Source organism: Paenibacillus violae, assembly GCF_032461945.1.
Taxonomy (GTDB): Bacteria; Bacillota; Bacilli; order Paenibacillales; family NBRC-103111; genus Paenibacillus_E; species Paenibacillus_E violae.
The window spans coordinates 109630-134379 of sequence record NZ_JAWCUD010000005.1 but is presented as its reverse complement, the minus strand read 5'-3'; the positions used below and the strand labels follow the sequence as shown (position 1 = coordinate 134379).

The following is a 24750-nucleotide window of genomic DNA, read 5'->3' as shown; positions in this document are numbered from 1 at the left end:
CTTTCCGTTCACTTTCCTCCAACTATCTCATAAACGTGCCAAAAAAACCATCAAGAGCGGCAGCGGATGCCAAAACGGATGGTTTTTTAACCCAACCTCAACCCTCGGACAAAGAAAAAGAAGCCGCCGCGGCAGCTTCTTCCTTATTCCCTGTTCTATTCAGTTACTTCTTTAAAAGCTTGCACAGCTTGCTCCAGCTTGGCAAAGTTCTCCTGATTATCCGGAAGAGCCTTATCAGAACGAATGGCTTGCAGCACATGAGTCAGCAGATTTTCGGGCATATTCGGATCAGGGGAGTTAGCGGTTAATGCCACGATCAGCTGCAGCTCAGGGACAACAAAAATGCGTCTTCCACTTGAACCTGAGGCATAGAACATGTCGTATTGTTTTTTACTTCCTTTGACGATTCCTTTGGGCAGCGTCTTGGACCACCATAGCAGTCCGTAGCCTCCCTGCGTACCATTGCTGTAATTCAGCGTTACTCGCTTTTGCAGGGAATCGCGAATCCAGTTTGGTGGGATAATCGTTTGATCTTCCCATTGGCCTTGTTTCAAATACAGGTAGCCAAACTTAGCCATATCTCTCAGCGTTAAAGCCATTGCCCATGCGCCAATGGAGCGATCTTTTCCATCAGAATTCCAGCTCACGTTTGTAATGCCAAGAGGATCGAATAAACGTGACTGGGCATAATCGAACAACGATTGCCCCGTTGCTTTGTGCATTATAGCCGACAACAAATGCGCGTCACCATTGCTATAATTAAACAGGGTACCTGGCTCTGCATATCCAGGACGATCCAGAATGTACTGTACCCAATCGGATGAATACATCATCTCGGTTGAGGAGATTTCATTCGTATTATCCCAATTCAGGCCGGATGTCATGCTCAGCAAATGTCTAATTGTCATTTTGGACTTCAAAGGGTCATTGGCAAGTTCAGGGAAAAAATCGCGAACCTTTTGATCCAAACTGATCAGCTTCCGTTCAGCTAAAGCAATACCAACTAGTGCTGATGTTACACTTTTGGTGACGGACTTCACATCTTGAGGTATATCATCTTGCGTACAACTATTATAAGCTTCTGCAACTAAATGGCCGTTTCGAACGACTGCGATGCTGCATACCTGTTGACTGCTGAACATTTCAACTGTCTTAGCTAGCGTACCTGAGAACATCCCTTGCGCTTCCGGCGTGCTCGTTCTCCAGCCTGTCGTTGGCCAATACGCGGTAGATTCTTTGTCATTCGATTGGAATGGCGATATGGTATTGTTACCCGAATGTAACGTCTTTTCTTGGGTTCCGGACATCTCTATCTATCCTTCCAGTATGGTATTAACCCTCTCTCTTTCTATATAGGTTACTACTCAATTATGAAGCAAATATGACGTAAACCTTAATAAAACCTTAATAAAACCTGAAAATTGGATGAAAAAGTAAAGGAATATCCCTGTTATGTTACAATAATCGTAACTATTTCGCTGTCACAGGTTTCATATTGGAGGTTAACATGCGTAAACTCATCTTTTTCATAGGTCCTGCTGGAGCAGGCAAAACAACGCTAGCCAAAGCATATGCCAGTAAGCGCGGGGGCGCCTTTCTAGACATGGACACTTTGCTTCGGCCCGCTGCGGTAGCGCTGATGTCACTAGCTGGGAAAGATCCCGAGGATCGGGACTCCCCTTTTTATAAACAGCACTGCCGAGATCTCGGATACCGCATCACCATGAACGCCGCGCTGGAGAATTTGACCTTAGGCTTGGACGCCATCGTCATCGGACCATTTACCCGCGAGATCAACGATCCGTTGTGGCTGGACCAAGAACTTTCCACAATCAACGCAAGCACGGAGAATGTCGCAGTTAAGGCTGTTTACGTCTACCTTCCATCTGAGGAAGCCTATCACTCACGCATTAGCGGGAGAGGCTCGGCTTTAGACGTTTGGAAATTGGATAACTGGGAACAATTCAGCCCCTCCCTAAGTCGTAGTGAGATCCGATGGCCGGTTGATCCAGCCTCCATTCTCTATCTCGACAATTCTGGACCATTTACTTCTGAGAAGTTGGAAATGCTCGAAAAGTTCATTGACAGAGAGAATTGACGACGAATTTTTGTAAAGTTACAAAATAAGTTATAAAACCTTTACAACCACACCTATAAAGCTTTACAATTTATAAATTATTCACTTTTGCTTAAAGGAGTATTGAGCTAAATGAACGCCAAAAACTCCATGCAAGACATTGCCAATCTGCTCGGCATTTCCAAAAACGCTGTCTCCTTAGCCCTTAATCACAAGCCCGGCGTTAGCGAAGAGCTACGTTCCCGTGTATTTGAAGCCGCCCAGCAGCTTAAGTACCGGACGGAATCCAAGGCGAGGAAGAAGCAGAATCACCTGCTCGTCTTATTCCCTGAATCTGTCCAGAACGATAAAAATTTCTACTACGAAGTGTTCTGGTCCATTGAAAAAAGAGCCAAGGAAAACGGCTATACCGCTATCATTAGCGGGGTAACGAAAGATATGGAGCGACTGTTGATTCTCCCCGATCTCTATCATGAGTTTGCGTTTTCCGGCATCCTCCTCATTGGCGTCTTCACCCCAGCGTATGTCAGCAAACTCAGGGAATTGGAGACTCCGCTGGTCACCGTGGATCATTGCTACGACGGATTGCAGCTGGATTCCGTTGTGACAGCGAATGCGGAAGGCGCCTGCAGCATCGTCAGCCATCTGATCCAAAAAGGTCACCGGCAAATCGGTTTCATTGGGGCGGGCAGCATGTCCAAAAGCTTCCGTGAGCGCTGGTTCGGATTCACAAATGCCATGTCCGATGCGGGACTAGCGATCGATAGGAGCTTCTGTCTCATTGGACCTAATAAGGCCGCTTCTCCTGATGATGAATTAGCTTCGTTCCTGGAGGCAATGAGCGGCCAATCCCCTTGGCCAACCGCATGGTTTTGCGCCAACGACCGGCTTGCCATTTCGCTGATTCAGCATCTGACCGCCAGAGGCTTTCACGTGCCGGACGCGATGTCTGTCGTCGGCTTTGACGATATTGAAGCCGCGCAGATGGTCCGGCCCCGCCTCACGACCATTCATGTGCAGCGGGAGCAGCTTGCCTTTGAGGCCGTTGATTTGCTGCTCCGCAGAATCGAAAAAGGCGGCGTGCCATCCAAAATTTCCATTTACGGCGAATTGATTGAACGGGAGTCTTGTGTCAAAGTCGAAGTAGGAGTTTGAAAATAGGCTGACTGAAGTTGGAGTACCTCATCTTCGCTGAAGATGCTATAGTATGAAATGACGAAGAACGTCCTTGAGCCGCCAGGCTCCGGGGCGTTTTTTTATTTTAAGGAGGTAGGAGGAGGCTGTTATTATGTCGGAATTTGAACAAGCGCATCAGAGATTCTTGGATGACCATCTTACACATCGGATCGGCGAGCGAAAAGGACGTCTACTTAGAGGACACAAATACGCGGAGAAGCTACTGCTCCAAAACGTATGGTGGCCCTTATTCGGCAACTTTGACGACCTGCATCCGGAATACGAAATTTACGATTGGAACCGTAAGTCACAGTTCCTCGACTTTGCTTTTCTCCCGCCGCACGGCCGCTTCGGGGTTGAGTGCGACGGTTTTCAAAGTCACATTAAGGACATGGACCGTGAGGGATTCAGCTATTCGCTTAATCGGGATACTTTCTTGACCGGGATGGGGTGGAAAATGATCCATTTTTCTTTAGATGATGTCCAGCACCGCCCGGAAGTTTGTCGAATGCTGCTCCAGCTGGTGGTGGGTCCTCATCTGCTTCGTAGTGCCCCGCCCCCTTCTCTTTCTCCGGATGAAAAAGAGGTGATTCAGCTGGCTATTCGACTAGGTAGACCCATCCGACCTAAGGATCTCATTGCGCAGTGCGGGCTCAATTTCCGCACTGCGCGCAAGCAGCTCCATAGCCTAGCTGCCAAGGACATACTCCGCCCAATCGGACGTGGAACTGTCGTTCGGCAGTATGAGCTGCAGCCGGAAGCTTGGCAACATTTGCTTTAGGGGACTGCAATCATTTCGGGCTGTACCCATTGCTGCGGCTGTCTATGTTGCACTTAGTACAAACATTTCGGGCTGTACCCATTGCCGCGGTTAGCTACGTTGCACTTTGTGCAACCATTCAACCCCAAAATGCCACTTTTCAGCGCATTTCCAGCTTCTTCATTGCACTTTGTACAATGAAAGTTAGCTCTTTCCGCAATATGCTCGCTCTATACTGCACATTGTGCAATATAGAGCTGCATTACGTAGTTCGGCAGTTGAGGAGAAGCTTCAACTTACACCTACTGCTGCTCGCTTCTCCCAACGCCAGCTGCCTCGAGTAATACAGCCTACGATGCACTTTATGCAACCATTTCTTGCAGCACCCTCTGCCGCGGTTAGCTATGTTGCACTTTGTGCAACCATATAACCCCAAAACGCCACTTTTCCGCGCATTTCCAGCTTCTTCATTGCACTTTATACAATGTAGTCCTGCTCTTACCGCAATATGCTCGCTCTATGTTGCACATTGTGCAATATAGAGCTGCATTGCGTAGTTCGGCAGTTGAAGAAAAGCTTCAACTTGCACCTACTGCTGCTCGCTTCTCCCAACGCCAGCTGCTTGGAGTAATACAGCCTACGTTGCACATTATGCAACCATTTCGGGCTGTACTGGTTGCGCGGCTGTCTATGCTGCACTTAGTACAACCATTTGGGGCTCTACCCGCTACAGCTACTGTCTACGTTGCACTTTGTGCAACCATTTAACCCCAAAATGCCACTTTTCAGCGCTTTTCCAGCTTCTTCATTGCACTTTATACAATGAAAGCCTGCTCTTACCGCAATATGCTCGCTCTATGTTGCACATTGTGCAATATAGAGCAGCAACGCGTTACTCGCCCTCCTGCGCCCCACTTCCCGCTTGCCTCACCACGTCGTTCATAACAAACTTCCGAAATAATCCCATGTCAACTTGTTAAATTAACCTACAAGTTATACAATTGACTAAAACATTAAAGATTGAGGTTCCTTTTATGCAAATTGAAGTCTCTACCAAAAATATGGCTTTTCTCGAATGCTTCTCCTCCGAAACGCGCGTGAAAATGATCGAGCTGCTCGGGCAGGAGCCACTCAACATCAAACAACTCTCACAGAAACTTGATATTTCTTCCGCGATTGTAACCAAACATATTCAGAAGCTTGAGCTAGCCGGCATCATCACCTCCGAGAACACAACTGGTGTTCGCGGCACTCAGAAAATATGCCACTTGAAAATCGATCAAGCCGTCCTACAGTTCAAACCGAAGAAGCCGTTCGACCTTCCGACGAATACAATTGCCATCCCGATCGGCCAATACACCTCCTTCGAGGTGAAGCCAACCTGCGGGCTTGCGTCTCCGACCCAGCTGATCGGCGTCTTGGATGATCCGCGTTATTTTGCAGATCCAGGTCATGTTCATGCAGGGATTCTATGGTTTGCCAGCGGCCATGTGGAATACCGCATTCCAAACTTCCTTCATAGCAATCAGAAGCTGCGCACACTGGAAATTTCTTTTGAAATTTGCTCCGAAGCGCCGGGATTCAACGAGAACTGGCCTTCCGATATCTCGTTCTACATCAACGACGTCCCTCTCGGAAACTGGACGAGCCCGGGCGATTTCGGCTCCCAACGCGGCGTCTTGACGCCTGATTGGTGGAGCAGCAGCAACACGCAGCACGGCCTGCTCAAAGTCATCACGGTCAGTCCTACCGGCTCCTACCTGGACGGAACCAAAATATCCGATACCGCGATTCAAGACCTATCCGTCGCCTTCGGCAAGGATATTCAGTTCCGCATCGCATCCTTAGAGAGCTCATCCAACTGCGGAGGCATCACCTTATTCGGCAAAAGCTTCGGCAACTACGCACAGGACATCATCGTCACCATGCATGAGGACAAATAGAAGCTGCAAGCCAAACACCTTTACAAAAGATAAATTGTCAAGCAAAGCATCTGAACAAATCATCCAGAAGTAGATTTTCAAGTACATTAAGCACTTATTGACACCAAGCTTGACAAGTTATGAAATCGTGCATTTTTTAGCGAAAAAGAGGCGTTTTTGAAGGGTAAAAAGAGGGAGGCACCCGCCATTTTAGCCGTTGGCATAGGCCAATCGCATGTCGTCAGCCATCGGGACGAAATGATGGCGGGTCTCAAAAATAGCGCGAAGCATATGCTGAGCATCCTGATGCTGTTGACTCTGCTTCACGTTTTCTTTCAGCTTCGATAAGAGCGATTGATTCGCGATCACTTCCAGCAGCTGGCTTTTCAGCTCCAGTGCATTTTTCACTTCGATCGCAGCCCCCAAGCTGACCAAGTACGCGGCGTTCTCCTGCTCTTGGCCAGGAATCGGCTTATACAACATCATGGGAAGCTCCAACGCCATCGCTTCCGAGATGGTGAGACCTCCCGGCTTCGTGATGATCAGGTCCGATAAAGCCATCAGCTCATGGACATGGTCCACGAAACCTGTCACCTTCACGCGATGCCGCGTTTTCTCGCCTCCAAGCTCCTCTTCGAGGAGCTGTTTGAGCTTCTCATTGCGCCCGCAGACAAAAACGAACTGCACCGGCTCCGCCAGCTCATCCGACTGCAGCACGGACTTGAACTGCTTGCCGATCAAGCCATGCCCGCCGCCCATGACTAGCACGGTCGGCATCTCGCGATCCAAACCATGCCGATCTCGCAGCTCCGCCCGATCATACACCTGTGTGAATGGCTTCCGAATCGGAATCCCCGTAACCATAACATGCTCTTCCGGAACACCGTATCGAAGCAGCGCTTGCTTCACATGGTCAGCGCCGACCAGATAACGATCCGTTCCCGGATGAATCCAATAGCTATGATCCGTATAATCGGTCATGACCGTAACGGTTGGCACCGTTGTGAATCCATTGCATTTTAAGTACGACATCGCCGCCGCAGCCCCAGGGAACGTGCACACGACCTCTGTCGGCTCCTCCTCATCCAGCAGCGACAGCATCCGATCCGTGCTGAATGATTTCATCTTTTTAAACATATGGGAAAAAGTATTATCATCACGCGTCTTACGGTACAAGAAGCCATAAACGGACGGCAGGCTTTTCACCCACTGCATATAGCAGTATTTGCCCACCCCATGCAAGTAAGGATGCGTCCACTCCAAAAAGTCGACCACCTTCACATCTACATTAGGCCTATGCAATCTCGTAGCCTCAAGGATCGCCTGAGCCGCTTTATTATGTCCATCCCCTAAACTGCCTGTCAAAATCAATAATTTCTCTCTGCGTTTCATCGCCTTAATCCTCCTTCGAGATTGCTTTGCTGTGTCCGTACTTTGACTTTGATGCGCGACTCCGCCAACCAGCTTCTTCGCACGCGATCCATGGCATAAACAACACCTTCCGCCACAAGAACAGCTCCTACAATATCGAGCAGGACATGCTGTTTCACGAACTGTGTGGAGACGATGATGAGCAGCGATACAGCGGTTACGATGATTTTGTAGCGCGTCGCGACTCGAGTCGTACGCAGGTAGGCTCTCATCATGAGATAAGAAGTCAGTACATGAGTGCTTGGGAAGCAGTTAAAAGGTTGATCCGATCGGTACACCCACGCCACCAGCCGCAGCAGAGGGTCGCTGCCAGTTAGCTCCGGCCGAGGAACCGTCGTTTGATAAATGGCATATATGCCATAACAAATCAGCAATCCTATCAGAAATTCCATTAGCGTTCTATAATAATTACGACGATCTTTGAAAGCCAAGTACAGAAATCCGACAAGCAGAAAGCCATACCACGATAGATAAGGTACGACAAAAGCTTTCACGAAGGGGATTTGCCGATCCAAATCGGTCACCAGGTTGTAAGCCATTCCACCAGCTTGATTCAGCTGAACATAGATAAGACCCACCAACGGGATCAGCAACAATGCGCTGCAGGCCAAGCAATAGGACCACCACGATGTTAATCTCACTCCAATTCCTCGCTCTCCTTAACGTTATCTCAATGATAAAGGAGAAGCTTTTTTATCTAAACGCTCTAAGGTACTGTCTTTTGTTAGCCAAAAGTCTTGATAAAACCTAGACTAAAGGCTAAGTTCTACGTGACTGTATTCCCTTCCCGTTCTCCCTGTCGATTCCGTTCCTATGAAAGAGATCCTTCGCAATACTCGTTCCATTTTGACATAACAAAAACCCAAGGCATCGCCTCAGGTTCTCGTGTCTCTTGCTATCCATTCTTTCCGTTTCTCCACTTTGTAAACCGTACTCCACCATATATCACAGCGCTTAACACACGCATCAGAATAACAGGGAGCACCTTCACGGATCAAGGAAATATTTTTAAGAGATCAATTTCGTCATCTTCGCCTTTTCAGCTACACGTTTCGTATACCCGCTAAGCGGTTTTTTCAGAGCTAATGCCACCACATAACAAACCACGATGAATACGCACAGACAGATGACATCCTTCAGCACCACCCATAACAGCATCCCCCCCACAGCCTCGCGCATCACCCCAACCGCATAAGTAAACGGTACGAACGGATTCAGCTTTTGAAAAAAAGGCGAAGCCGTGCTCACCGGGAACGTCCCTCCCGAGCTGGAGAATTGCAGCACCAGAAAAATAATAGCGATGCCTTTGCCGATGTTGCCAAAAACAGAGACCAAAGTGTACGTGATGGTTATAAACACAACGCTTATTAACAACGCAAAAATAACAAACCAAATCTTATCCACAACATATGTACCCAATATAAAAATATCCCCAAGGGTGACAATCAGCGCTTGAAATAATCCGACGGTCAAGAAGATCATCATCCGTCCAAAATAGATATGATGCGTCTTGTAGGAACCATCCAAGTTATCCACATCTACTCTCATCAGAGACACAAGCAGCATAGCGCCTACCCACAACGAAAGCGTTGTGTAAAAAGGTGACATCGCCGATCCATAGTTCGGAATGGGAAATCTCTTATCCTCTTTGATCAGCACCGGATTAGAGAGAAAATCGCTTTGCTTCTGAATGTCATTCTGAAGCAAACGGAGAACCTCATCGACGCTGCCGCTTCCTTGAACTTTGCGAATCTGGTCCGCTGCCTTGTGGACAGCCTCTTCGAATGCCGGCAGATCGCTGCGCACAAGATTAGCTGCCAGATGGACGGCATCTTCCACTTCGGGCAGCTTCGTCTGGTACAGATCCGCCACTTTGCGGATTTCTTCCTCCGCCGCAGGCAAGTCGTTGCGTATAAAATCCGCTGCCGTGTGCAGCTTTTGCTCTACGCGCGGCAGGTCGTTGCGAATGAACGGAGCCGCCTCATTGATGCCAGTGGTGAACGCATCCAGTTTGCTTTGAAGCGTCGATGACGCTTCGTGCACCTTCGCCCGGATATCCGGAAGTTCCTTTTGCAGGGTATCCAGCTGCGTCTGGGCAAAATGGATGCCGTTTTGCGCATCCGTCAAAATCCCTTTGATATTAGGCAGCTGAGTCTTCAATGTTTGAAGCGCACTTCCTGCATTCTGGGCGACGGACAGTATTTGCCCAAAGGCTTTCGTCATATTCGGCACGATCTCCGAATCGTATCTGGCGAGAATACTGCCCAGCGCGCTACTTGCCTCTTTGGACAACGTGTTCAAATTATTCACGATGTCTTTTGCCGGCTTTTCACCGCGTCCGATGGCCGTTTGCAGCTTATTCAAGGCTTGAATTTGGTTAGCCATATTCGTTCGAAGAGCCGTTAACCGCGAGATGGTATCCGCAAACGGGTTGTTCGGCAAATTCGCATTCAAACGCGTGAACACATCGATTGTGTTATCCAGCACTGCCGCGCCGGACGTGAGGCGTTCTGACAAAAAGCCTATAGCCGCCAGCGCTTTTTGCGGGTCGATATTGACGTCCTGCAGCATTCCCGTAAGCTGCGTGACAGCGTCCGCCGTTTGTTGCAGCAGGGTCAGGTTCTGCTTTACCACAGGGATTAATGTCTGGAATGCCGCCTCATTTTTTTGTAAAAAATTCGTGAGCGCATCAGCGAAAGCCGCTCCCTGTGTCGCAATCGAGTCGATTTTCGGCAGCGTGTCCAGCGCAGCGCTAACGATCTCATCGGCTTTGCGAGATTTATCAATGGCTGTATTCAGCACCTCTTCCACTTTGCCGAAATTCTGGTCCAGCTCCGCTACCCGGCTGGCAGCTTTCTGAATCTCGGGCAGCTTCTGCTGAATAAGCAGCACTTCCTGCGCAACCGCCTGAATCTTCGGCCAGCGCTCTTCAATCTTCAAAACAGTATCCGCCGCGCGGTTAATGTCCGGAATTTTCTCTTCGAGTTGGACGATTTTCCGCCCCTTCTCTTTTAGTTCGGGCAGCTTCTGCTCTAACTCCAGCGCCTTTCCACCCATCGTCTCGATTTCAGGCAGCCGATTTTCCAGTTCCAAAATCTTCGCTTCCATATTGCGAATCGTCGGCAGCTCCTTCTCAAAATCGATGCCGATCTCCTTCATCCGGGTCAAAATCGAGTTACTCACCGTTTTGATAAAATTCTCACTGATCTGCTGAGAGACACTGGACGCGCCTTTGCTTGTAATTTTGGGCGCAACCGCATTGATTTTCTCATTCACGGTATAGACGATTTCGGGCTTTTCCATCGTGCCATCCACAATACTCGTAATTTTCTGTGAGAAGTCCTTGGGAATAATTAAGCTCGCATAATAATCCCCGCGTTCTACACCATTCAACGCCGTTGCTTCATCCACAAAGGTCCAGCCCAGCGTATGATTTTCTTTCAGATTATCCACAACCTCGTTTCCGATGTTAATGGTTTTATCCTCAATTTTCGCTCCTTGATCGTTGCTTGTCACTGCGATTTTGATCCCCGATGTATTGGAATAAGGGTCCCACATCGCCTCTAGGTTAATCCAGGCATACACAGACGGCAATATGGCAAGCGCCACCATAAGGAGCAGGCCTGTAGGCACCCTCCATAAGTTAATTAGATCCGTCCGATAGATGCTGAAAATCTTCTTCATTGACGCCCCACCTATCCCTTCACATTTGGTTATTAATGTAACCTGACAGCCCCTTACGCATACCAAATAGTATCATATATATAGGATCTGAGTACATACTCCCATGTGGATAACTTGTCCTGTGGATATGTGCACAGAATGCACGAAGCCTTATGCACAGTATGATTTGTGGACATGTTGATACTGTGGGTAATTTTGTGGATAAGTGGGTATTAGGTGTGAATAGCGCTTGAAAAAGAGGGAGGAAAAAGCGGATGGGTGTGGAGCGTGATGGAAGGCGGCATGGCATAGGGGCGCGGGAGGATGGAATGAGTGGTCAAGGGCGAGACTAAATGAGGAAGGAATGACAGGAGGAATAACAGAAGGAATAATGGACGCAGCGCGGGAAGAAAGGTATGAGGGGAGCTTAACGAATTGCTGGGTGAAGCGTGGGATAAGCACACGCGATTCGCTGAAATAACCACTAGATAGAATGAGCGATTTGACTATGAAAAAGAGGGAGGGTCACCTGAGCTAGGTTATCTCCCCTCATTAAATACGAAAAGCGCGCATAGTCATGCGCGCCTCTAATGCACCTATCATTAAGCGTGTTCAGATGACGGGACTTCCCCCGCTTCATCGCCCTCGGCCACCATCTGAATACGTAGCAGAAAATGCGACCAACCTTTTACATGATCTGCAATTTCCGTTGCAGGCAGATCGTAGTGAATGAACTCTAACAGAGTGCCATTATCTTTAGGTGTTAACTTAAATTCGACAGTGCTTGAACCCGGAGGGACTGCCTTGGAGCGTTCCCACCCCCATGTCATGACGACTTTTTCGTTGGGGGTAATCTCTTTGTACTCACCTATTGCAATATCAGTACCGTTCAAATCGATTCTAAATTTGCCCCCAATGCTCGGATCAAGCAGTACGTTGCGTCCCATCCAACGAACTAATTTATCCGGATCCGTAAAAAACGAGAACAAGGTCTCCGGGCGGCATGCAATAAAAATTTCCTTCTTAATCATCTCACTACTGCTCGTTGTTTCCATGTTTTCTTCTTTCCTCCTCTTCTGCAGCTTCTTTCAGGCGCAATAAACTATCGTCCCAGAAGCTCTCAATGTATTGCATCAACTCGGCGAATCCTTCCCTCCTAATGCCATAGAATCGTTTGGTGCCTGCCCGTCGAACAACGACGAGTCCAGCCTCTTCAAGAACCTTAAGATGCTGTGAAATTGCCGGTGCTGAAATGTCAAAATGCGAAGCAATGGCGCTAGAGGTCAGCTCCTCATCACGGACAAGATGTAAAATATCTCGGCGCCTTGGTTCCGTTATCGCTTGGATGGCTTTATCAATCATACCAATAATTTAGCACACACTTAATTAAGTGTCAACTTAATTAATAACTAACCCTAATGAATATATGAACTCTCCAAGCAATAAAGAAAGCGATCACGATTAAGGTAGATAAGACCTGCCGCTACGACAAAAAACCCCCTCGCATGAAGGGGTTTTTTTGCTTCTGTAACGTTGTTTTTCATCACTATCGCACGCGGAGCGCGCCAAGTGCACGCCGTAACGATGTAAAACATCGTTATCTATCGCGCCAACCTTACCCAAACGTAGCAAATAAAGCCCACTTAATCTGTTAGCCAACAGTTGCTGATCACACAAGATAAACCAACCGCCGCAGTAGCACGGACTGACTCCATCTATAGTAGCAAGCTAGTTAAAGATCCATAAACCCACCAATAGCCGCTCAACCACCAACATCCAAGTAGCCACCGTTCGTAACGGACTCAGCAGCCGTTATTCTGCTCATTTCAGCGATAATTGAGGGGCTATCGGACTGAGATGACGTTATTTATACATTTTACTGCTGTTTTAGGCAACTTCACAGCCAATAACGTCACCCGAGTCCGTTAGATGCCTGAACCTTACCCAAAAGCAGCAAATAAAGCCCACTCAGTCCGTTAGCCAACAGTTGCTGAGATGACGTTATGCTGTAACGATATAAAACATCGTTATCAGCTTTGCAGCGGCACTACTTGGCGCCACCCGCCAAGCGCCGTCACATCTTCCGCGCCCGCGGCCGCGTAAGCCTCACAAACAAAGCCCGGGACCTCCGTGCCGTCCCGGAGCTCAACCTTACCGATCCCGAGCGGAGCCGGGATCGCCGCCACAAAGCCGCCGAACGCCTCCAGCGGCATTTCCCAAACCTCCAGGGCGATCGCTGCGCCGCCCTGCTCCCGCTTCACGAGCCCCGGCTTCGCCGGCGTGGTCGGCAGCTTCACGAGGCTGTACTTCGCCGCGGTTTCATCCTCACGGATGAACCGCGCTCCACAGCCTCGCATCTGCTTCTCCAGCGGGTAGCCGCGCATGTGTAAGCCGCAGACCGCGACGAGCGTCGTCGCCTGCGCTACCGCTGCATTTGCTCCCGCATCGGCAAACAACGATGCGCCTTCGCTCGCGCTAGCAGCCTCGCTTACCGCGCTCGCCCCTGCCAAGATCAGCTCGGCTGCGCCGCAGATCAAGTGCTCCTCTTCGGCCACCCCGAAGAGGGTAATGCCAAAAGGCGTCAGCGGAGCCGCATCGCCCGCCGGCACTGCAACCGCACACCAATCCAGCAGATTGCAATGATTGGTGTAGCGGCCCATCTCCCGATTCGTCTGAATCGGGTCAGCGAGCACCTGCTCGCGGGTCCATGTGCCCCCGCAGGTAGGCATAACAAGCACCGCACCCTGCAGCAGCTTGCGGGCTTCCAACTTGAAGCGCTGCAGCTTATGCATCGCTTGAAACACTGAAGCTGCGTCATACTCCGCTGCTGAGCCGGAGCGAAGGATCTTCTCCGTCACAGGGTAAGCGATCCCCGGGTTGGCCTCAATAAAACCGCCTAAAGCCGCCCAACGCTCAGCTACCCAAGGCCCTTCGTATAGAATCGCCGCCGCTTGGGCGAACATCGTTACATCTACGTACGCAATAGGGAGATTCAGCTCTTGTAATTGTTCCACGGCTCTTCCCCATGCCGCTTCATACTCCGCGGCATATGGACCGTAGAACCCGAGCGGACCATCCGGAAGCAGCAGCGTCTGCGGAAGTTCAGTCTCATCTCGCCTCACGCTGCGCGACCACGGATCTTCCGCGTGAAGGCCACGCGCAACGCTGTCTACAGCGAGTGCGTCATCCAAACTGTGCGCAAAGACGGTTACACAGTCTAAACTCGCACAGGCAGGTACGACCCCTTTGGTTGGCCAAGCGCCGAGACTCGGCTTATAGCCAACCAGCCTGTTCAGCGCAGCCGGCACGCGGCCTGAGCCTGCGGTGTCCGTGCCAAGCGAGAAAGCCGCTTGGCCGCGGGCTACAGCGACGGCGGAGCCTGAGCTCGAGCCGCCGCTGATCAATTCGGGACGCAGCGCATTGTGCGCGTCGCCGTAAGGGCTTCGTGCGCCGACAAGCCCTGTCGCGAACTGATCCAAATTCGTTTTGCCGACTGGAATTGCTCCCGCGGCAATCAGTCTTTCCACGACGCCTGCGTGCTCCGAGGGCGTATAAGCATACTCCTCGCAGCCCGCCGTCGTCGGCACCCCCGCTAGATCAATGTTATCCTTGATCGCAAAAGGAATCCCCCACAGCGGCGCATCCGCTGGATTCCGCTCAGCCAGCGCATCCAAATAGGGTTGAATGAGCGCCACAGAAGGCGGCGTAATCCAAAGATTCATGCCCGCGTCGTCCGCTGCGCGCTGTACAATAGCCGCCATGACTTCATGCGGAGTCAATTCCCCTTTACCATATTTATCCCGAAGCCAAGAAATTGTAAGTTCTAGAGGAAGCTCCGTATCAACGTCATTCTCCCTAATCTTTGTCATCTACAAACACCTCTCCTTAAGCAGATTGGGCAATTCCAAGAATAAGCTGACCGGCATGAACTTGATCGCCCGGCTTCACTTGAATCATCGAGACATAACCGTCGCAAGGAGCGTGCTGCGGGAATTCCATTTTCATACTCTCGAGAATGGCTAATTGATCCCCCTTCTTCACTTGCTCACCTGGTGAAACAAGCACTTTCCACACCGATCCAGGCATAATTCCACGAACAGCGACTGTGCCTGCCGGCAGTTCATCCTCGGGTTGTTCACTTGCCGTTTCCTGCTCAGATACGTACTCCGCCAAGCCTTTCGCCTTCCAACTCTCCCGCTCTTCGTTGAACGCGATTTGCTGCTGCTCCCGGAACGTTGCTGCACTTTCTTCAATAGAACTCAGGAATTGCAAATATTCGCCTAAATCAAAAGTCGTCTCCTGAATATCCGCTTCATAACGGCCACGCGGGAAATCTTCACGAAGCTGGAGAAGTTCCTCAGCACTCACTTCATAAAACTGAATTTGGTCAAAAAATCTCAGCAGCCAAGGCTTACCAGCCTTAAAGCTCTCCGTCGAACGCAGGCGATTCCACATTTGAATCGTACGTCCGACGAATTGATAGCCGCCAGGGCCTTCCATTCCATACACACACATGTAGGCTCCACCAATACCAACCGCATTTTCAGGCGTCCACGTGCGTGCCGGATTATATTTCGTCGTTACTAGGCGGTGACGCGGGTCAACCGGTGTGGCTACAGGAGCACCCAGGTAGACATCCCCTAAGCCAAGTACCAAGTAATTGGCATCAAAAACAATCTTTTTCACATCATCAATCGAATCTAATCCATTAATACGCTGGATGAATTCAAGGTTGCTCGGACACCACGGAGCATCGGGCCGAACTCCTTGTTGGTAACGTTGAATGGCCAGCTGAGTCGCCGGATCGTCCCATGAAAGCGGCAAGCGCACTATGCGTGACGGCACACGGAATTCTTCAAGAGGAGGCAGAGCAGCGTCTATTTCTACAACTTTTGCACATGCTTCACTCACGGTGATTCGGGTCGGGTCAATATGAATTTGCAAGGAGCGAATGCCTGGCGTTAGATCCAGCACCGGAATCGAGCCACTCTCCACAATCGCTTGCATCAAAGCCTGTACTTGGAAGCGCAGCAGCAAATCCAGTTCAAGCTCTCCGTATTCCACGAGCAAATTTTGATCGCCGCAGCAGCGGATCGTGATCGGGAATCTGCGAAGAGCTGTTTCATGGAAAAGTCGCGGATACTCCGGCGTAATCTCCTTATTAACAGCAGGCAATGCCGCACTGGTTAGCTCCTCAAAATTCCCCTCGCCAATAGCTCGCAAATTCCCCTCCTGCCCCTCACGCAAAGCCTCCGCTTCTTGAAGCGTCAGCAGGTGGAACCGGATCGAATCACCCGGGTGCAGTTGCCCAAGCTTCCAGAATTCAGCCGAAGCCGTCGTTACCGGACAAACGAAACCGCCGAGACTCGGCCCATCCGGACCCAGCAAGATTGGCATATCCCCCGTCAAATCCAATGTGCCGATCGCATAGGCATTATCGTGAATATTGGACGGATGAAGTCCCGCTTCGCCCCCATCTTCACGCGTCCAAAGCGGAGCCGGCCCTTTCAAACGAACACCTGTTCTTGAAGAGTTGAAATGCACTTCCCAGTTTGTTTCCGTCAACTGCTCCAAGTACTCTGCGCGCAGGAATTCTCCTGTGCAATGCGGTCCAGGAATGACGCCAATCGTCCATTCCCGTGTCATTTGCGGACGATGCTGTACAGCAAGTTCAGCCGCTTCTTGTACAGGGCTGCCGCCCGCGTTCACACCAAGCACATCGCCTGTGCGCAGCGCGCGACCGCCGTGTCCACCGAAGCCGCCCAGCGTGAAGGTCGAGGAGCTGCCGAGAATTTTCGGCATATCGAAGCCCCCGCTGACCAATAGATAAGCCCGCATCCCTTCTTTGGCCTCACCGAAACTCAGCACTTGCCCCCGAGCTGCGAATACCGGCTTATAGAGCGCGACGGCTTCCCCATCCAGCTCCGCCTGCATATCCGCGCCGGTGACGCAGAACCACAAATCGCTGCGGAACTTGTAAGAACCTCCGCGCAGCGTCATTTCAAGTCCGGCAGCGTCATCCGCGTTGCCGAGCAGCTTGTTGCCGATTCGGAACGAGAACGGGTCCATCGGCCCGCACGGCGGCACGCCTACATCCCAGTGGCTGATGCGCCCAGGGAAGTCCTGCACCGTAGTTTGGATGCCGCCATCTACGACTTCCAATGCCTTTTCAACAGGCGCAAATGTATTTAATAGCTGCGTGAAGACGTTGCCGTCTACGCAATCTTGCTCTTGCAGAAGCGCCTGCAAATATTGCAAATTCGTTGTAATTCCATACATACGCGTCTCGGACAATGCCTCGATCAGCTTCCGAATCGCGTCCATACGATCTGTACCGTGGACAATGATTTTAGCCAGCATCGGATCGTATAAGGTGGTAACCGTTAAGCCGTCCCTCACCCATGTTTCATTCCGCGCCCCAGCCGAAAATACCGCCTGATCCAACTGCCCCGCACTCGGCCGGAACTGCTGCAAGCAATCCTCCGCGTATATCCGCGCTTGCATGCTGTGACCGATCGGCATGCGAATGAGCGATTGGATGTCGGTCAGCTCATTTGCCGCTTCACGCACCATCCACTCGACAAGATCAACTCCCAGCACTTCTTCCGTTACACCGTGCTCGACCTGAAGTCGCGTGTTTACTTCCAAGAAGTAAAACTCGCACGTTTCCGGGTCATACAAATATTCCACCGTACCTGCGCTGCGGTAGCCGACTTCAGCCGCCAGACGCTTAGCCGAAGCAAACATCGCCTCACGCACATCGTCCGATAAATTCGGAGCCGGGCTCTCCTCAATAACCTTCTGGTTGCGGCGTTGGATGGAACAATCGCGCTCGCCAAGCGTAACGACTTCTCCGAAGTTGTTGCCGAAAATTTGCACCTCGACATGGCGTGCTCTGGCGATATATTTTTCAAGGAACATGCCGCCGTTTTTGAAATTCGTCTCGGCCAAATGGCGCACGCCATCGTAAGCGGCTCTCAATGCCGCCTCATCCGCACAGACGCGCATGCCAATGCCGCCGCCTCCTGCTGTGCTTTTGAGAATAACCGGATAACCAATCCGCGCAGCTTCTGAAAGCGCAGTTTCAAGCTCTGTGATGAGTGGTGTTCCCGGCAGCATTGGGACACCAGCCTTTTCCGCGATTTCGCGCGCCGAGTGTTTAAGCCCGAACATCTCCATTTGTTCCGGTGTAGGTCCGATGAACACAATCCCCTGATCGCGACATGCACGGGCAAAATCCGCGTTCTCACTAAGAAAACCATAACCGGGATGAATCGCTTCAGCACCGGTTTCCAGCGCTGTTTTCAGAATCAACTCTGTATTCAAATAGCTTTCCTTCGCCGGCCCTTCGCCGATTAGAACAGCTTCATCCGCTCCATCCACATGCAGGCTATCTTGGTCTGCTCCCGTATAAACAGCAACCGATGCCACTCCGAGCTTGCGCAGTGTGCGCTCTATGCGTACAGCGATGGCACCGCGATTAGCGATTAGTACTTTTTTAAACATCGTATCCACACCCCTTTAAATTTCTATTTATCCCAAATTAGCACCTGAATCGGCGTTGGATTGTAGGCATTGCAAGGATTGTTAAGCTGCGGACAGTTACTGATTAGCACCATGGAGCTTCCCAGCGACTGAACTTCAACGTAGCAGCCAGGTCCAGAGACGCCATCATCGAACTTCAATCCTCCCTCCGCTGTAACCGGTACATTCATGAAAAAGTTAATATTCGGTGCTAAATCGCGCTTCGTATATGCCCCATCGTGCTGTGCAAGCTGCAGCATAAAGGTATCCCGGCAATTATGCATCGACAACTTGTCGTGCGAGTAGCGCACTGTGTTGCTTTGAGCAGAACAGGAGCCACCTACGGTGTCATGCCGTCCGCACGTATCCGCTACGATTCGGAGCAATTCTTTGCCGGACTCCGCACGCAGCACCGAGCCTGTGCTTAAATAAATGTTGCTTTGGCCTGCAATTGTCGCAACAGCGCTGTAATGATCCTCTGGGTTCTCAGCGTCGTAAAACAACGTATCCGCCGCTTGATTCCCCTCCAGATCAACAATACGCAGCACTTGACCCGGCTTCAGCGCATGCATCCAACCATCCCCCGCTTGAATGATCTCGCTATATATCGCCTCCTCGACTTTGCGAGGGCTTTCCACACGATTAAATACCGCCATATCCGTTCCTCCTCCGTTTTTTTAAGTAAGCAGTGCGTGATATTCCCATGTATTTTCAAAAGCTCGGCGATTCTCCGAACGATAATTGACGCAAAAGTCGTCCATGCCTACAGGATTAGCCTGCAGGACCTCGATGTGAACAGGCACCGATGGATAAGTGGTTCTTGGATCAAGTGGATTGGGTGTGTTGGAAAGAACGAGCAGCGTATCTAGCTCTGTACGAAGCGTGACAGTGGCACCCGCCGGGCAATGCGTTAGACTGAAATGCATATCGCCCTGCTCATCACAGATCACCTTCGAGAATAAGTTGAGGACCGGCATCATATCTCTCATGCTCAACCCGTTGCGAACAAGTTCTACAGCGAAGTTCTCCTGCCCGCTCCGCAGCCACTCATTTCGCAGCTCTTGATAATTGGTGGCGCCATATTTGGCGTCCGTCACCGCTCGGCTCGTGTATCCGCTAAGCGGATCATGCCAGCCTATGCTATCTTCCACGATGCTTGCGAGCACTCTCCCATTGTCACTCATCAGCACATGCCCTCGCGTCAGATGGGCGGTATACTGCGCCTTAAGCGTATCCGGCATATTATAGCGCTCCGTCAAATCCCGCGCGTGAAACAATTGGATGGACACATTCGCTCCCGCCTCCAGAGCCGTAAACCGGATCAACTTCCCTTTACCAATCACGCCTGACCACTTGCCTCCCGGCCCTATTGTCTTGTTCCACACGTTTGCCATCGTATCCATCTCCTCCTGAGTTTGCTTAAACAAAAAGGGAGACATCACAAGACGTAAATCGTCTTGGTGATATCTCCCAGGTTTTTATCCTTCCGTGTCGCTCCTTGCGTTAGGAACGGTTTACTCTCGGACCAGCCCGACGCTGCGCCGGCGGAACCCTAGTAAACAATCGTATTCGTTTGTGTTATTAAACATAACATCGACCAGTGGATGTGTCAATAACTTCTATGCATTTTACCTTTTTCATGCAAAATACTTCTCATATCCTTTACAATGTGTTATATTAACTTACATAAAAGACGTATAGTTAACATTGAAGAATCATCACGGTTACTTTTCAACTTATAAGTAATGATTTATGACATACAAAGTTTTCTAGGGTTCCGCGATGGCATAAGCCTCGGTCTGGTCCGAGAGAAAACGCGCAGCTCACCCTGTGTTCACGGAGGGACAAAAGCCCGGGAGATATCTGTTTATTAGATATCCTCCTTGGCTTTTTTGCATACCAGCCCCTGACAGCGACCACAGCACCAACGATAAGGGAGTGTTCCATCATGACCAACGAAGTCAAACTACGGAAATCCTTAAGCTTGTATCAAGTCGTCTACATGGGGCTTGCCTGGATGACACCTATGATTTATTTCTCCATCTATGGGATAGCTTACGAGAATGCTCATGGCATGCTGACACAGGCGTACCTGCTTGCTTTTATCGCGATCTTCTTCACAGCTTACAGCTACGGCGTCATGTCCAAGTCGTTCCCCACATCAGGCTCCGCCTACACGTATACGAAAAAAAGTATCCATCCCTACCTGGGCTTCCTCGTTGGTTGGGCATTGCTGCTGGACTATTTCTTCTCTCCTATCATTGCTTGTCTTACCTTCGGCATTTATCTGCATGCACAGTTTCCGTCCATCCCGGCTTATGTCTGGATCATCGGACTGAATATCGTTCTTGGTATCGTGAATATTATCGGTATTAAATTCTCAGCGAATATTAGCAAATTGTTCGTTTGGATTCAGATTTTGTTTATTGGTGTGTTCTGTTTCTTCCTTATCCGTAATTTAACGGGGGATGTTCATCCGATGGGATTATTTCTTCAAACGGACGTGCCGTTCTCCACAATTCTAGCCGGCGCCTCCATTATTTGCTTTTCCTTTCTAGGCTTTGATACGGTCACAACCATGTCCGAAGAAACGGTGAATGCCGAGAAAACGATCCCTAGGGCTATCATGATCATCATCCTTACAGCGAGCATTCTGTATTTGGTGCCATCTATTTTGACTCAGCTGATTTATCCACACCTAACCTTCGTAAATGTAGATTCTGCAGGCTTCGAAATCGTTAAACTTGTTGGTGGGGCCGCACTCAGCTCTGTGTTCATCACTGTGCTCATACTCGCTATTTTTACACAAGGCTTATCGTCCGTAACGAGCGTTTCCCGCCTGCTCTATGTCATGGGGCGCGATTCCATCCTGCCTAAACGTGTGTTTGCCTTCCTTCATCCGAAGTTCAATACACCGGTCATCAACATCGTGATCGTGAGCTGTGTCTCCCTGCTGGCCCTCGTGATCTCCCTGGACAATGCCGTCAAATTCGTAAATTTCGGGGCATTAACGGCCTTCTTCTTCGTGAACATCTCTGTCATCGCGCAAAAATACATCAAAGAAAACCAACGCTCCGTAAAGCAAACCATCATGTATCTTGCGCTTCCCTTAGTCGGAGCCGGCTTCATTGGTTATCTGCTATCGCTGCTAGACCGAGACGCCTTATGGATGGGCGGTGTCTGGCTCATGATCGGGATTGTGTATCATCTGATCCGGAAAAAAGTTAGCTCCGAGAGGGCTGGGACCGTCCTCGCTCCCATGGCCATATCAAACAAACCTATGCGTACCACTGGTTCTATCAAATAAAAAAAACCGAGCGAACTCAGGACCTTTTCCTGATCATCGCTCGGTTTTTTATTTGCCGTTTATTTCCGGTCTGCCGGGAATACAAGTCCCATTTGTTTTCTAGCTTCGTCCATAATGGCCATCGCGATGCTGGAATTGGCATGGGAGTTCGTTTCGGACTCCGACGCTCCGCTTTGGATGAGGCGGATGAATTCTTCTGCCTCGTATCGCATTGTTCTAGCGCTCTGCTCGCGCGTAAGATTCTCTACGGAACCGTCACGGTAACGGATTTCAACTTTCTCTGGCTGGTTGATTTTATCAATAATCATCGTTGCGTGCTCGCCTTGGATTTCTGCCGGCAAATAGGAGCTTGCGATTTTGGAGTGCATAATTACCGCATCCATGTCTTTATAACTCAGCAGAAGGCTGCCTTCCCCATCGACTCCGGATTCCAGCAGCATGCCGCATGCCTGCACACGATCAGGGGTTCCGAACAGCACAGCCAGCGGATAAATGCAGTATACACCAAGGTCCATCAAGGAACCATTGGAGAAAATAGGATTGAACGCATTGAGCACCGTACCCTGCTTATAGGCATCATACCGCGAGGAATATTGGCAGTAACCCGCAAAATAACGGCGGATAGGTCCAAGCTTGTGCAGATTCTCTTGAATGGCTTTGAAATTCGGCATCAACGTGGATTTGAGCGCCTCCATGAACACAACCTTGTTGCTGCGCGCTGCCTCAATCATGGCGGACAACTCGGCCGAGTTGGATGCTGCGGGCTTCTCGCAAAGGACATGCTTCCCGTGATTCATGCAGTGAACGGCGTACTCAGCGTGAAGCGAGTTCGGGCTAGCGATATAGACCGCATCGTATGTATCGCTTTGAGCAAAAGCATCCAAGTCCGTAAAGCGGTGTGCGACTTCGAATTTATTGGCGAATTCCGCCGCCTTGTCCTCCGTGCGTGAGTACACGGCTGTTAGAGCAAATTCTCCCGTCTCGCGGGCTGCGTGAATGAACTCTTCTGTGATCCAATTTGTTCCTATTACTGCAAAACGTATCATAGTGTCTCCTTTGTGATTAGGTTTTGGCGTTAGCTTGGCTGGTCGGAGGGAACTGTGGTCCTCTATTTGCTCAGAAAATGTCACTTTGACGAGTTAGCGAGAAATACAGTCCTCTATTTTGGCGCATTCGGTGGAATCGGAGGCCAATGTTGGCAAATAAGGCCCTGTAGTTCCGCTTGGAGGGCTATATTTTTGCATATCGCTGAAATAGCGGACTGTAGTTCCACATGTTGGTGATGTGGCAGGTTCCATCAATTTGTTCTTTTTACTATACCTGATTTGGGATGGTTGATAAAGGTACGCGCAAATTGAATGCAAAAAAAGCACCCTTTGTTGGGTACTTTTTGCTTGAGGTGCTTGGGGTGCCTCGGGTATCTAGCCCCCAAGCCTCTTTGTCCTATTTCATGGTACCACTTATCTGAAATCAGGCGGAATACGGCGTGAAACACCGGTCAAAATAGCTGCTTCAACTACGGCATTCCTGACTTTGGTGACAACTTGCTCATTAAAAATACTCGGGATGATGTACTGGTCATTCAACTCATTCTCGGAAACGACAGAAGCAATGGCGCGTGCTGCCGCAAGTTTCATCGGTTCGTTGATTTCGCGTGCTCGGCAGTCCAGCGCCCCTCGGAAGATCCCCGGAAACACAAGCACATTATTGATTTGGTTCGGATAATCGCTCCGCCCCGTAGCAAATACTCGCACATGAGGGAGCGCTTCTTTCGGATCAATCTCCGGCACCGGATTCGCCATGGCGAAGACGATGCTGTTCGGAGCCATCTTTTGCACATCGCTTCCGTTCAGCAATCCGCCTCTCGACACGCCGATGAATACGTCAGCGCCTCTAATGATATCGCGCAAGCTGCCAGGGTTAGCTTCAACTTGCGGCTGCTCGGCAAGCCATGCCCACATCGGGTGGTGCGCATATTCGCCTCCGCGAATGATCGCCCCTTCCCGATCAACGGGGACGAGCCGCTTTACTCCGGCGGCAAGCAGCATTTTACAGATAGAGACGCCTGCTGCACCAATGCCATTAACGACAACACGAACCTGGTCCATTCGTTTGCCAACAACCTTGAGCGCATTCAGAAGTCCCGCGATGACAACAATAGCCGTTCCATGCTGGTCGTCGTGGAAGATAGGAATATCCAACTCTTCATTAAGCCTTGTCTCAATCTCGAAACAACGTGGGGAGCTAATATCCTCCAAATTAATACCGCCAAAAATAGGACTAATCGCTTTAATCGTGCGAATGATCTCTTCCGTATCCTGCGTGTCCAAGCAGATCGGGAAAGCGTCAACCCCTGCTAATTGTTTAAAAAGCATAGCTTTACCTTCCATAACAGGTGCAGCTGCATGAGGGCCAATGTCGCCTAAGCCTAGTACAGCGGTACCATCCGTTACGACAGCTACGGTATTTCTTTTGATCGTTAGAGAGTACGCTTTCTGAGGATCTTCATGAATGGCTGTGCACACGCGGGCCACTCCCGGTGTATACACGATGGACAAATCATCCCGGTTTTTGATCGGCAGTGTTGGCTGTACAGAAATTTTGCCCCCAAGATGCGCAAGGAACGTGCGGTCCGATACATTGACAAGACGGATGCCTTCTAGCGATTTAATCGCTTCAACAACGGCGGTCTCAGCCGTATCAGCTACTTGAACCGTAACATCGCGAACTGTTACTTCCTGCCCTGGGCGAATAATATCAATAGATGTAATATCTCCCCCTGCTTTACTAATGGCTGAAGCAACATCGCCAAAACTCACTTGGTTGAGAGTTAATTCCAGACGCAGAATGATACTGTTATAGGCCATATTCAGATCCCCGTTTCTACATT

General features: G+C 50.1%; 17 protein-coding genes and 2 riboswitches. Of the genes, 5 read left to right on the top strand and 12 right to left on the bottom strand.

Going from position 1 to position 24750, the window contains the following annotated elements; all coding sequences use genetic code 11:
* Nucleotides 1-155 precede the first annotated feature (155 nt).
* Nucleotides 156-1307: a serine hydrolase domain-containing protein gene (locus RQP52_RS16555; RefSeq protein ID WP_315952908.1), complete on the bottom strand. Its 1152-nt coding sequence runs from the start codon at nt 1305-1307 to the stop codon at nt 156-158.
* 200 nt (nt 1308-1507) lie between these two features.
* Between RQP52_RS16555 and RQP52_RS16550 the strand changes: the two genes are divergently transcribed.
* From RQP52_RS16550 to RQP52_RS16535, 4 genes are all read left to right on the top strand, one after another.
* Entirely contained in the window at nt 1508-2098 is a 591-nt protein-coding gene (locus RQP52_RS16550; RefSeq protein ID WP_315952907.1) for an AAA family ATPase, read from the top strand.
* A 111-nt stretch (nt 2099-2209) separates the two neighbouring features.
* Complete coding sequence (locus tag RQP52_RS16545; RefSeq protein ID WP_315952906.1) at nt 2210-3232, top strand: LacI family DNA-binding transcriptional regulator; 1023 nt, start codon at nt 2210-2212, stop codon at nt 3230-3232.
* A gap of 133 nt (nt 3233-3365) precedes the next feature.
* A complete protein-coding gene (locus RQP52_RS16540; RefSeq protein ID WP_315952905.1) occupies nt 3366-4034 on the top strand; it encodes a hypothetical protein in 669 nt (222 codons plus the stop codon).
* Nucleotides 4035-5047: 1013 nt separating this feature from the next.
* Complete coding sequence (locus RQP52_RS16535) at nt 5048-5956, top strand: ArsR/SmtB family transcription factor (RefSeq protein ID WP_315952904.1); 909 nt, start codon at nt 5048-5050, stop codon at nt 5954-5956.
* A 189-nt stretch (nt 5957-6145) separates the two neighbouring features.
* On the opposite strand, the gene RQP52_RS16530 is transcribed toward RQP52_RS16535, so the two are convergent.
* From RQP52_RS16530 to RQP52_RS16490, 9 genes are all read right to left on the bottom strand, one after another.
* Nucleotides 6146-7327 carry an MGDG synthase family glycosyltransferase gene (locus RQP52_RS16530; protein ID WP_315952903.1) on the bottom strand — a complete coding sequence of 394 codons (1182 nt, stop codon included), beginning with the start codon at nt 7325-7327 and terminating at the stop codon, nt 6146-6148.
* Nucleotides 7324-8007, bottom strand: a complete 684-nt coding sequence (locus RQP52_RS16525; RefSeq protein ID WP_315952902.1) for a phosphatase PAP2 family protein — start codon at nt 8005-8007, stop codon at nt 7324-7326. The genes RQP52_RS16530 and RQP52_RS16525 overlap by 4 nt, the downstream gene beginning before the upstream one ends.
* 367 nt (nt 8008-8374) lie before the next feature.
* Nucleotides 8375-11050 carry a YhgE/Pip domain-containing protein gene (locus RQP52_RS16520; protein ID WP_315952901.1) on the bottom strand — a complete coding sequence of 892 codons (2676 nt, stop codon included), beginning with the start codon at nt 11048-11050 and terminating at the stop codon, nt 8375-8377.
* A gap of 581 nt (nt 11051-11631) precedes the next feature.
* On the bottom strand, nt 11632-12084 hold the full coding sequence (locus tag RQP52_RS16515; RefSeq protein WP_315952900.1) for an SRPBCC family protein: 453 nt from the start codon (nt 12082-12084) through the stop codon (nt 11632-11634).
* Nucleotides 12065-12391 (bottom strand): ArsR/SmtB family transcription factor, encoded by a 327-nt coding sequence (locus RQP52_RS16510; RefSeq protein WP_157324123.1) that lies wholly within the window; start codon nt 12389-12391, stop codon nt 12065-12067. Before RQP52_RS16510 ends, RQP52_RS16515 begins: the two co-directional genes overlap by 20 nt.
* A 668-nt stretch (nt 12392-13059) precedes the next feature.
* On the bottom strand, nt 13060-14898 hold the full coding sequence (gene atzF, locus RQP52_RS16505) for an allophanate hydrolase (RefSeq protein ID WP_315952899.1): 1839 nt from the start codon (nt 14896-14898) through the stop codon (nt 13060-13062).
* Between the two features lie 16 nt (nt 14899-14914).
* Nucleotides 14915-18535: an urea carboxylase gene (gene uca, locus RQP52_RS16500; protein WP_315952898.1), complete on the bottom strand. Its 3621-nt coding sequence runs from the start codon at nt 18533-18535 to the stop codon at nt 14915-14917.
* Between the two features lie 23 nt (nt 18536-18558).
* Complete coding sequence (locus RQP52_RS16495) at nt 18559-19209, bottom strand: urea amidolyase associated protein UAAP2 (RefSeq protein WP_315952897.1); 651 nt, start codon at nt 19207-19209, stop codon at nt 18559-18561.
* Between the two features lie 21 nt (nt 19210-19230).
* Nucleotides 19231-19947, bottom strand: coding sequence for an urea amidolyase associated protein UAAP1 (locus RQP52_RS16490; protein WP_315952896.1), 717 nt, complete (start codon nt 19945-19947; stop codon nt 19231-19233).
* A 71-nt stretch (nt 19948-20018) separates the two neighbouring features.
* A riboswitch (guanidine-I (ykkC/yxkD leader) is annotated at nt 20019-20120 on the bottom strand.
* A 191-nt stretch (nt 20121-20311) separates the two neighbouring features.
* A riboswitch (guanidine-I (ykkC/yxkD leader) is annotated at nt 20312-20414 on the top strand.
* A gap of 87 nt (nt 20415-20501) precedes the next feature.
* On the opposite strand from RQP52_RS16490, the gene RQP52_RS16485 reads away from it, so the two are divergent.
* Complete coding sequence (locus tag RQP52_RS16485; protein WP_315952895.1) at nt 20502-21860, top strand: APC family permease; 1359 nt, start codon at nt 20502-20504, stop codon at nt 21858-21860.
* Between the two features lie 59 nt (nt 21861-21919).
* Here RQP52_RS16485 and RQP52_RS16480 read toward each other — a convergent pair whose 3' ends face one another.
* On the bottom strand, nt 21920-22906 hold the full coding sequence (locus RQP52_RS16480) for a Gfo/Idh/MocA family protein (protein WP_315952894.1): 987 nt from the start codon (nt 22904-22906) through the stop codon (nt 21920-21922).
* 414 nt (nt 22907-23320) lie between these two features.
* Nucleotides 23321-24727 carry an NAD-dependent malic enzyme gene (locus RQP52_RS16475; RefSeq protein WP_315952893.1) on the bottom strand — a complete coding sequence of 469 codons (1407 nt, stop codon included), beginning with the start codon at nt 24725-24727 and terminating at the stop codon, nt 23321-23323.
* Nucleotides 24728-24750 lie beyond the last annotated feature (23 nt).

Coding starts and splice junctions, on each gene's coding strand:
- RQP52_RS16475 (WP_315952893.1), bottom strand. CDS start 24,727: ATGGCCTATAACAGTATCATTCTGCGTCTGGAATTAACTCTCAACCAA.
- RQP52_RS16545 (WP_315952906.1), top strand. CDS start 2,210: ATGAACGCCAAAAACTCCATGCAAGACATTGCCAATCTGCTCGGCATT.
- RQP52_RS16510 (WP_157324123.1), bottom strand. CDS start 12,391: ATGATTGATAAAGCCATCCAAGCGATAACGGAACCAAGGCGCCGAGAT.
- RQP52_RS16490 (WP_315952896.1), bottom strand. CDS start 19,947: ATGGCAAACGTGTGGAACAAGACAATAGGGCCGGGAGGCAAGTGGTCA.
- atzF (WP_315952899.1), bottom strand. CDS start 14,898: ATGACAAAGATTAGGGAGAATGACGTTGATACGGAGCTTCCTCTAGAA.
- RQP52_RS16540 (WP_315952905.1), top strand. CDS start 3,366: ATGTCGGAATTTGAACAAGCGCATCAGAGATTCTTGGATGACCATCTT.
- RQP52_RS16515 (WP_315952900.1), bottom strand. CDS start 12,084: ATGGAAACAACGAGCAGTAGTGAGATGATTAAGAAGGAAATTTTTATT.
- uca (WP_315952898.1), bottom strand. CDS start 18,535: ATGTTTAAAAAAGTACTAATCGCTAATCGCGGTGCCATCGCTGTACGC.
- RQP52_RS16485 (WP_315952895.1), top strand. CDS start 20,502: ATGACCAACGAAGTCAAACTACGGAAATCCTTAAGCTTGTATCAAGTC.
- RQP52_RS16480 (WP_315952894.1), bottom strand. CDS start 22,906: ATGATACGTTTTGCAGTAATAGGAACAAATTGGATCACAGAAGAGTTC.
- RQP52_RS16520 (WP_315952901.1), bottom strand. CDS start 11,050: ATGAAGAAGATTTTCAGCATCTATCGGACGGATCTAATTAACTTATGG.
- RQP52_RS16535 (WP_315952904.1), top strand. CDS start 5,048: ATGCAAATTGAAGTCTCTACCAAAAATATGGCTTTTCTCGAATGCTTC.
- RQP52_RS16550 (WP_315952907.1), top strand. CDS start 1,508: ATGCGTAAACTCATCTTTTTCATAGGTCCTGCTGGAGCAGGCAAAACA.
- RQP52_RS16530 (WP_315952903.1), bottom strand. CDS start 7,327: ATGAAACGCAGAGAGAAATTATTGATTTTGACAGGCAGTTTAGGGGAT.
- RQP52_RS16555 (WP_315952908.1), bottom strand. CDS start 1,307: ATGTCCGGAACCCAAGAAAAGACGTTACATTCGGGTAACAATACCATA.
- RQP52_RS16495 (WP_315952897.1), bottom strand. CDS start 19,209: ATGGCGGTATTTAATCGTGTGGAAAGCCCTCGCAAAGTCGAGGAGGCG.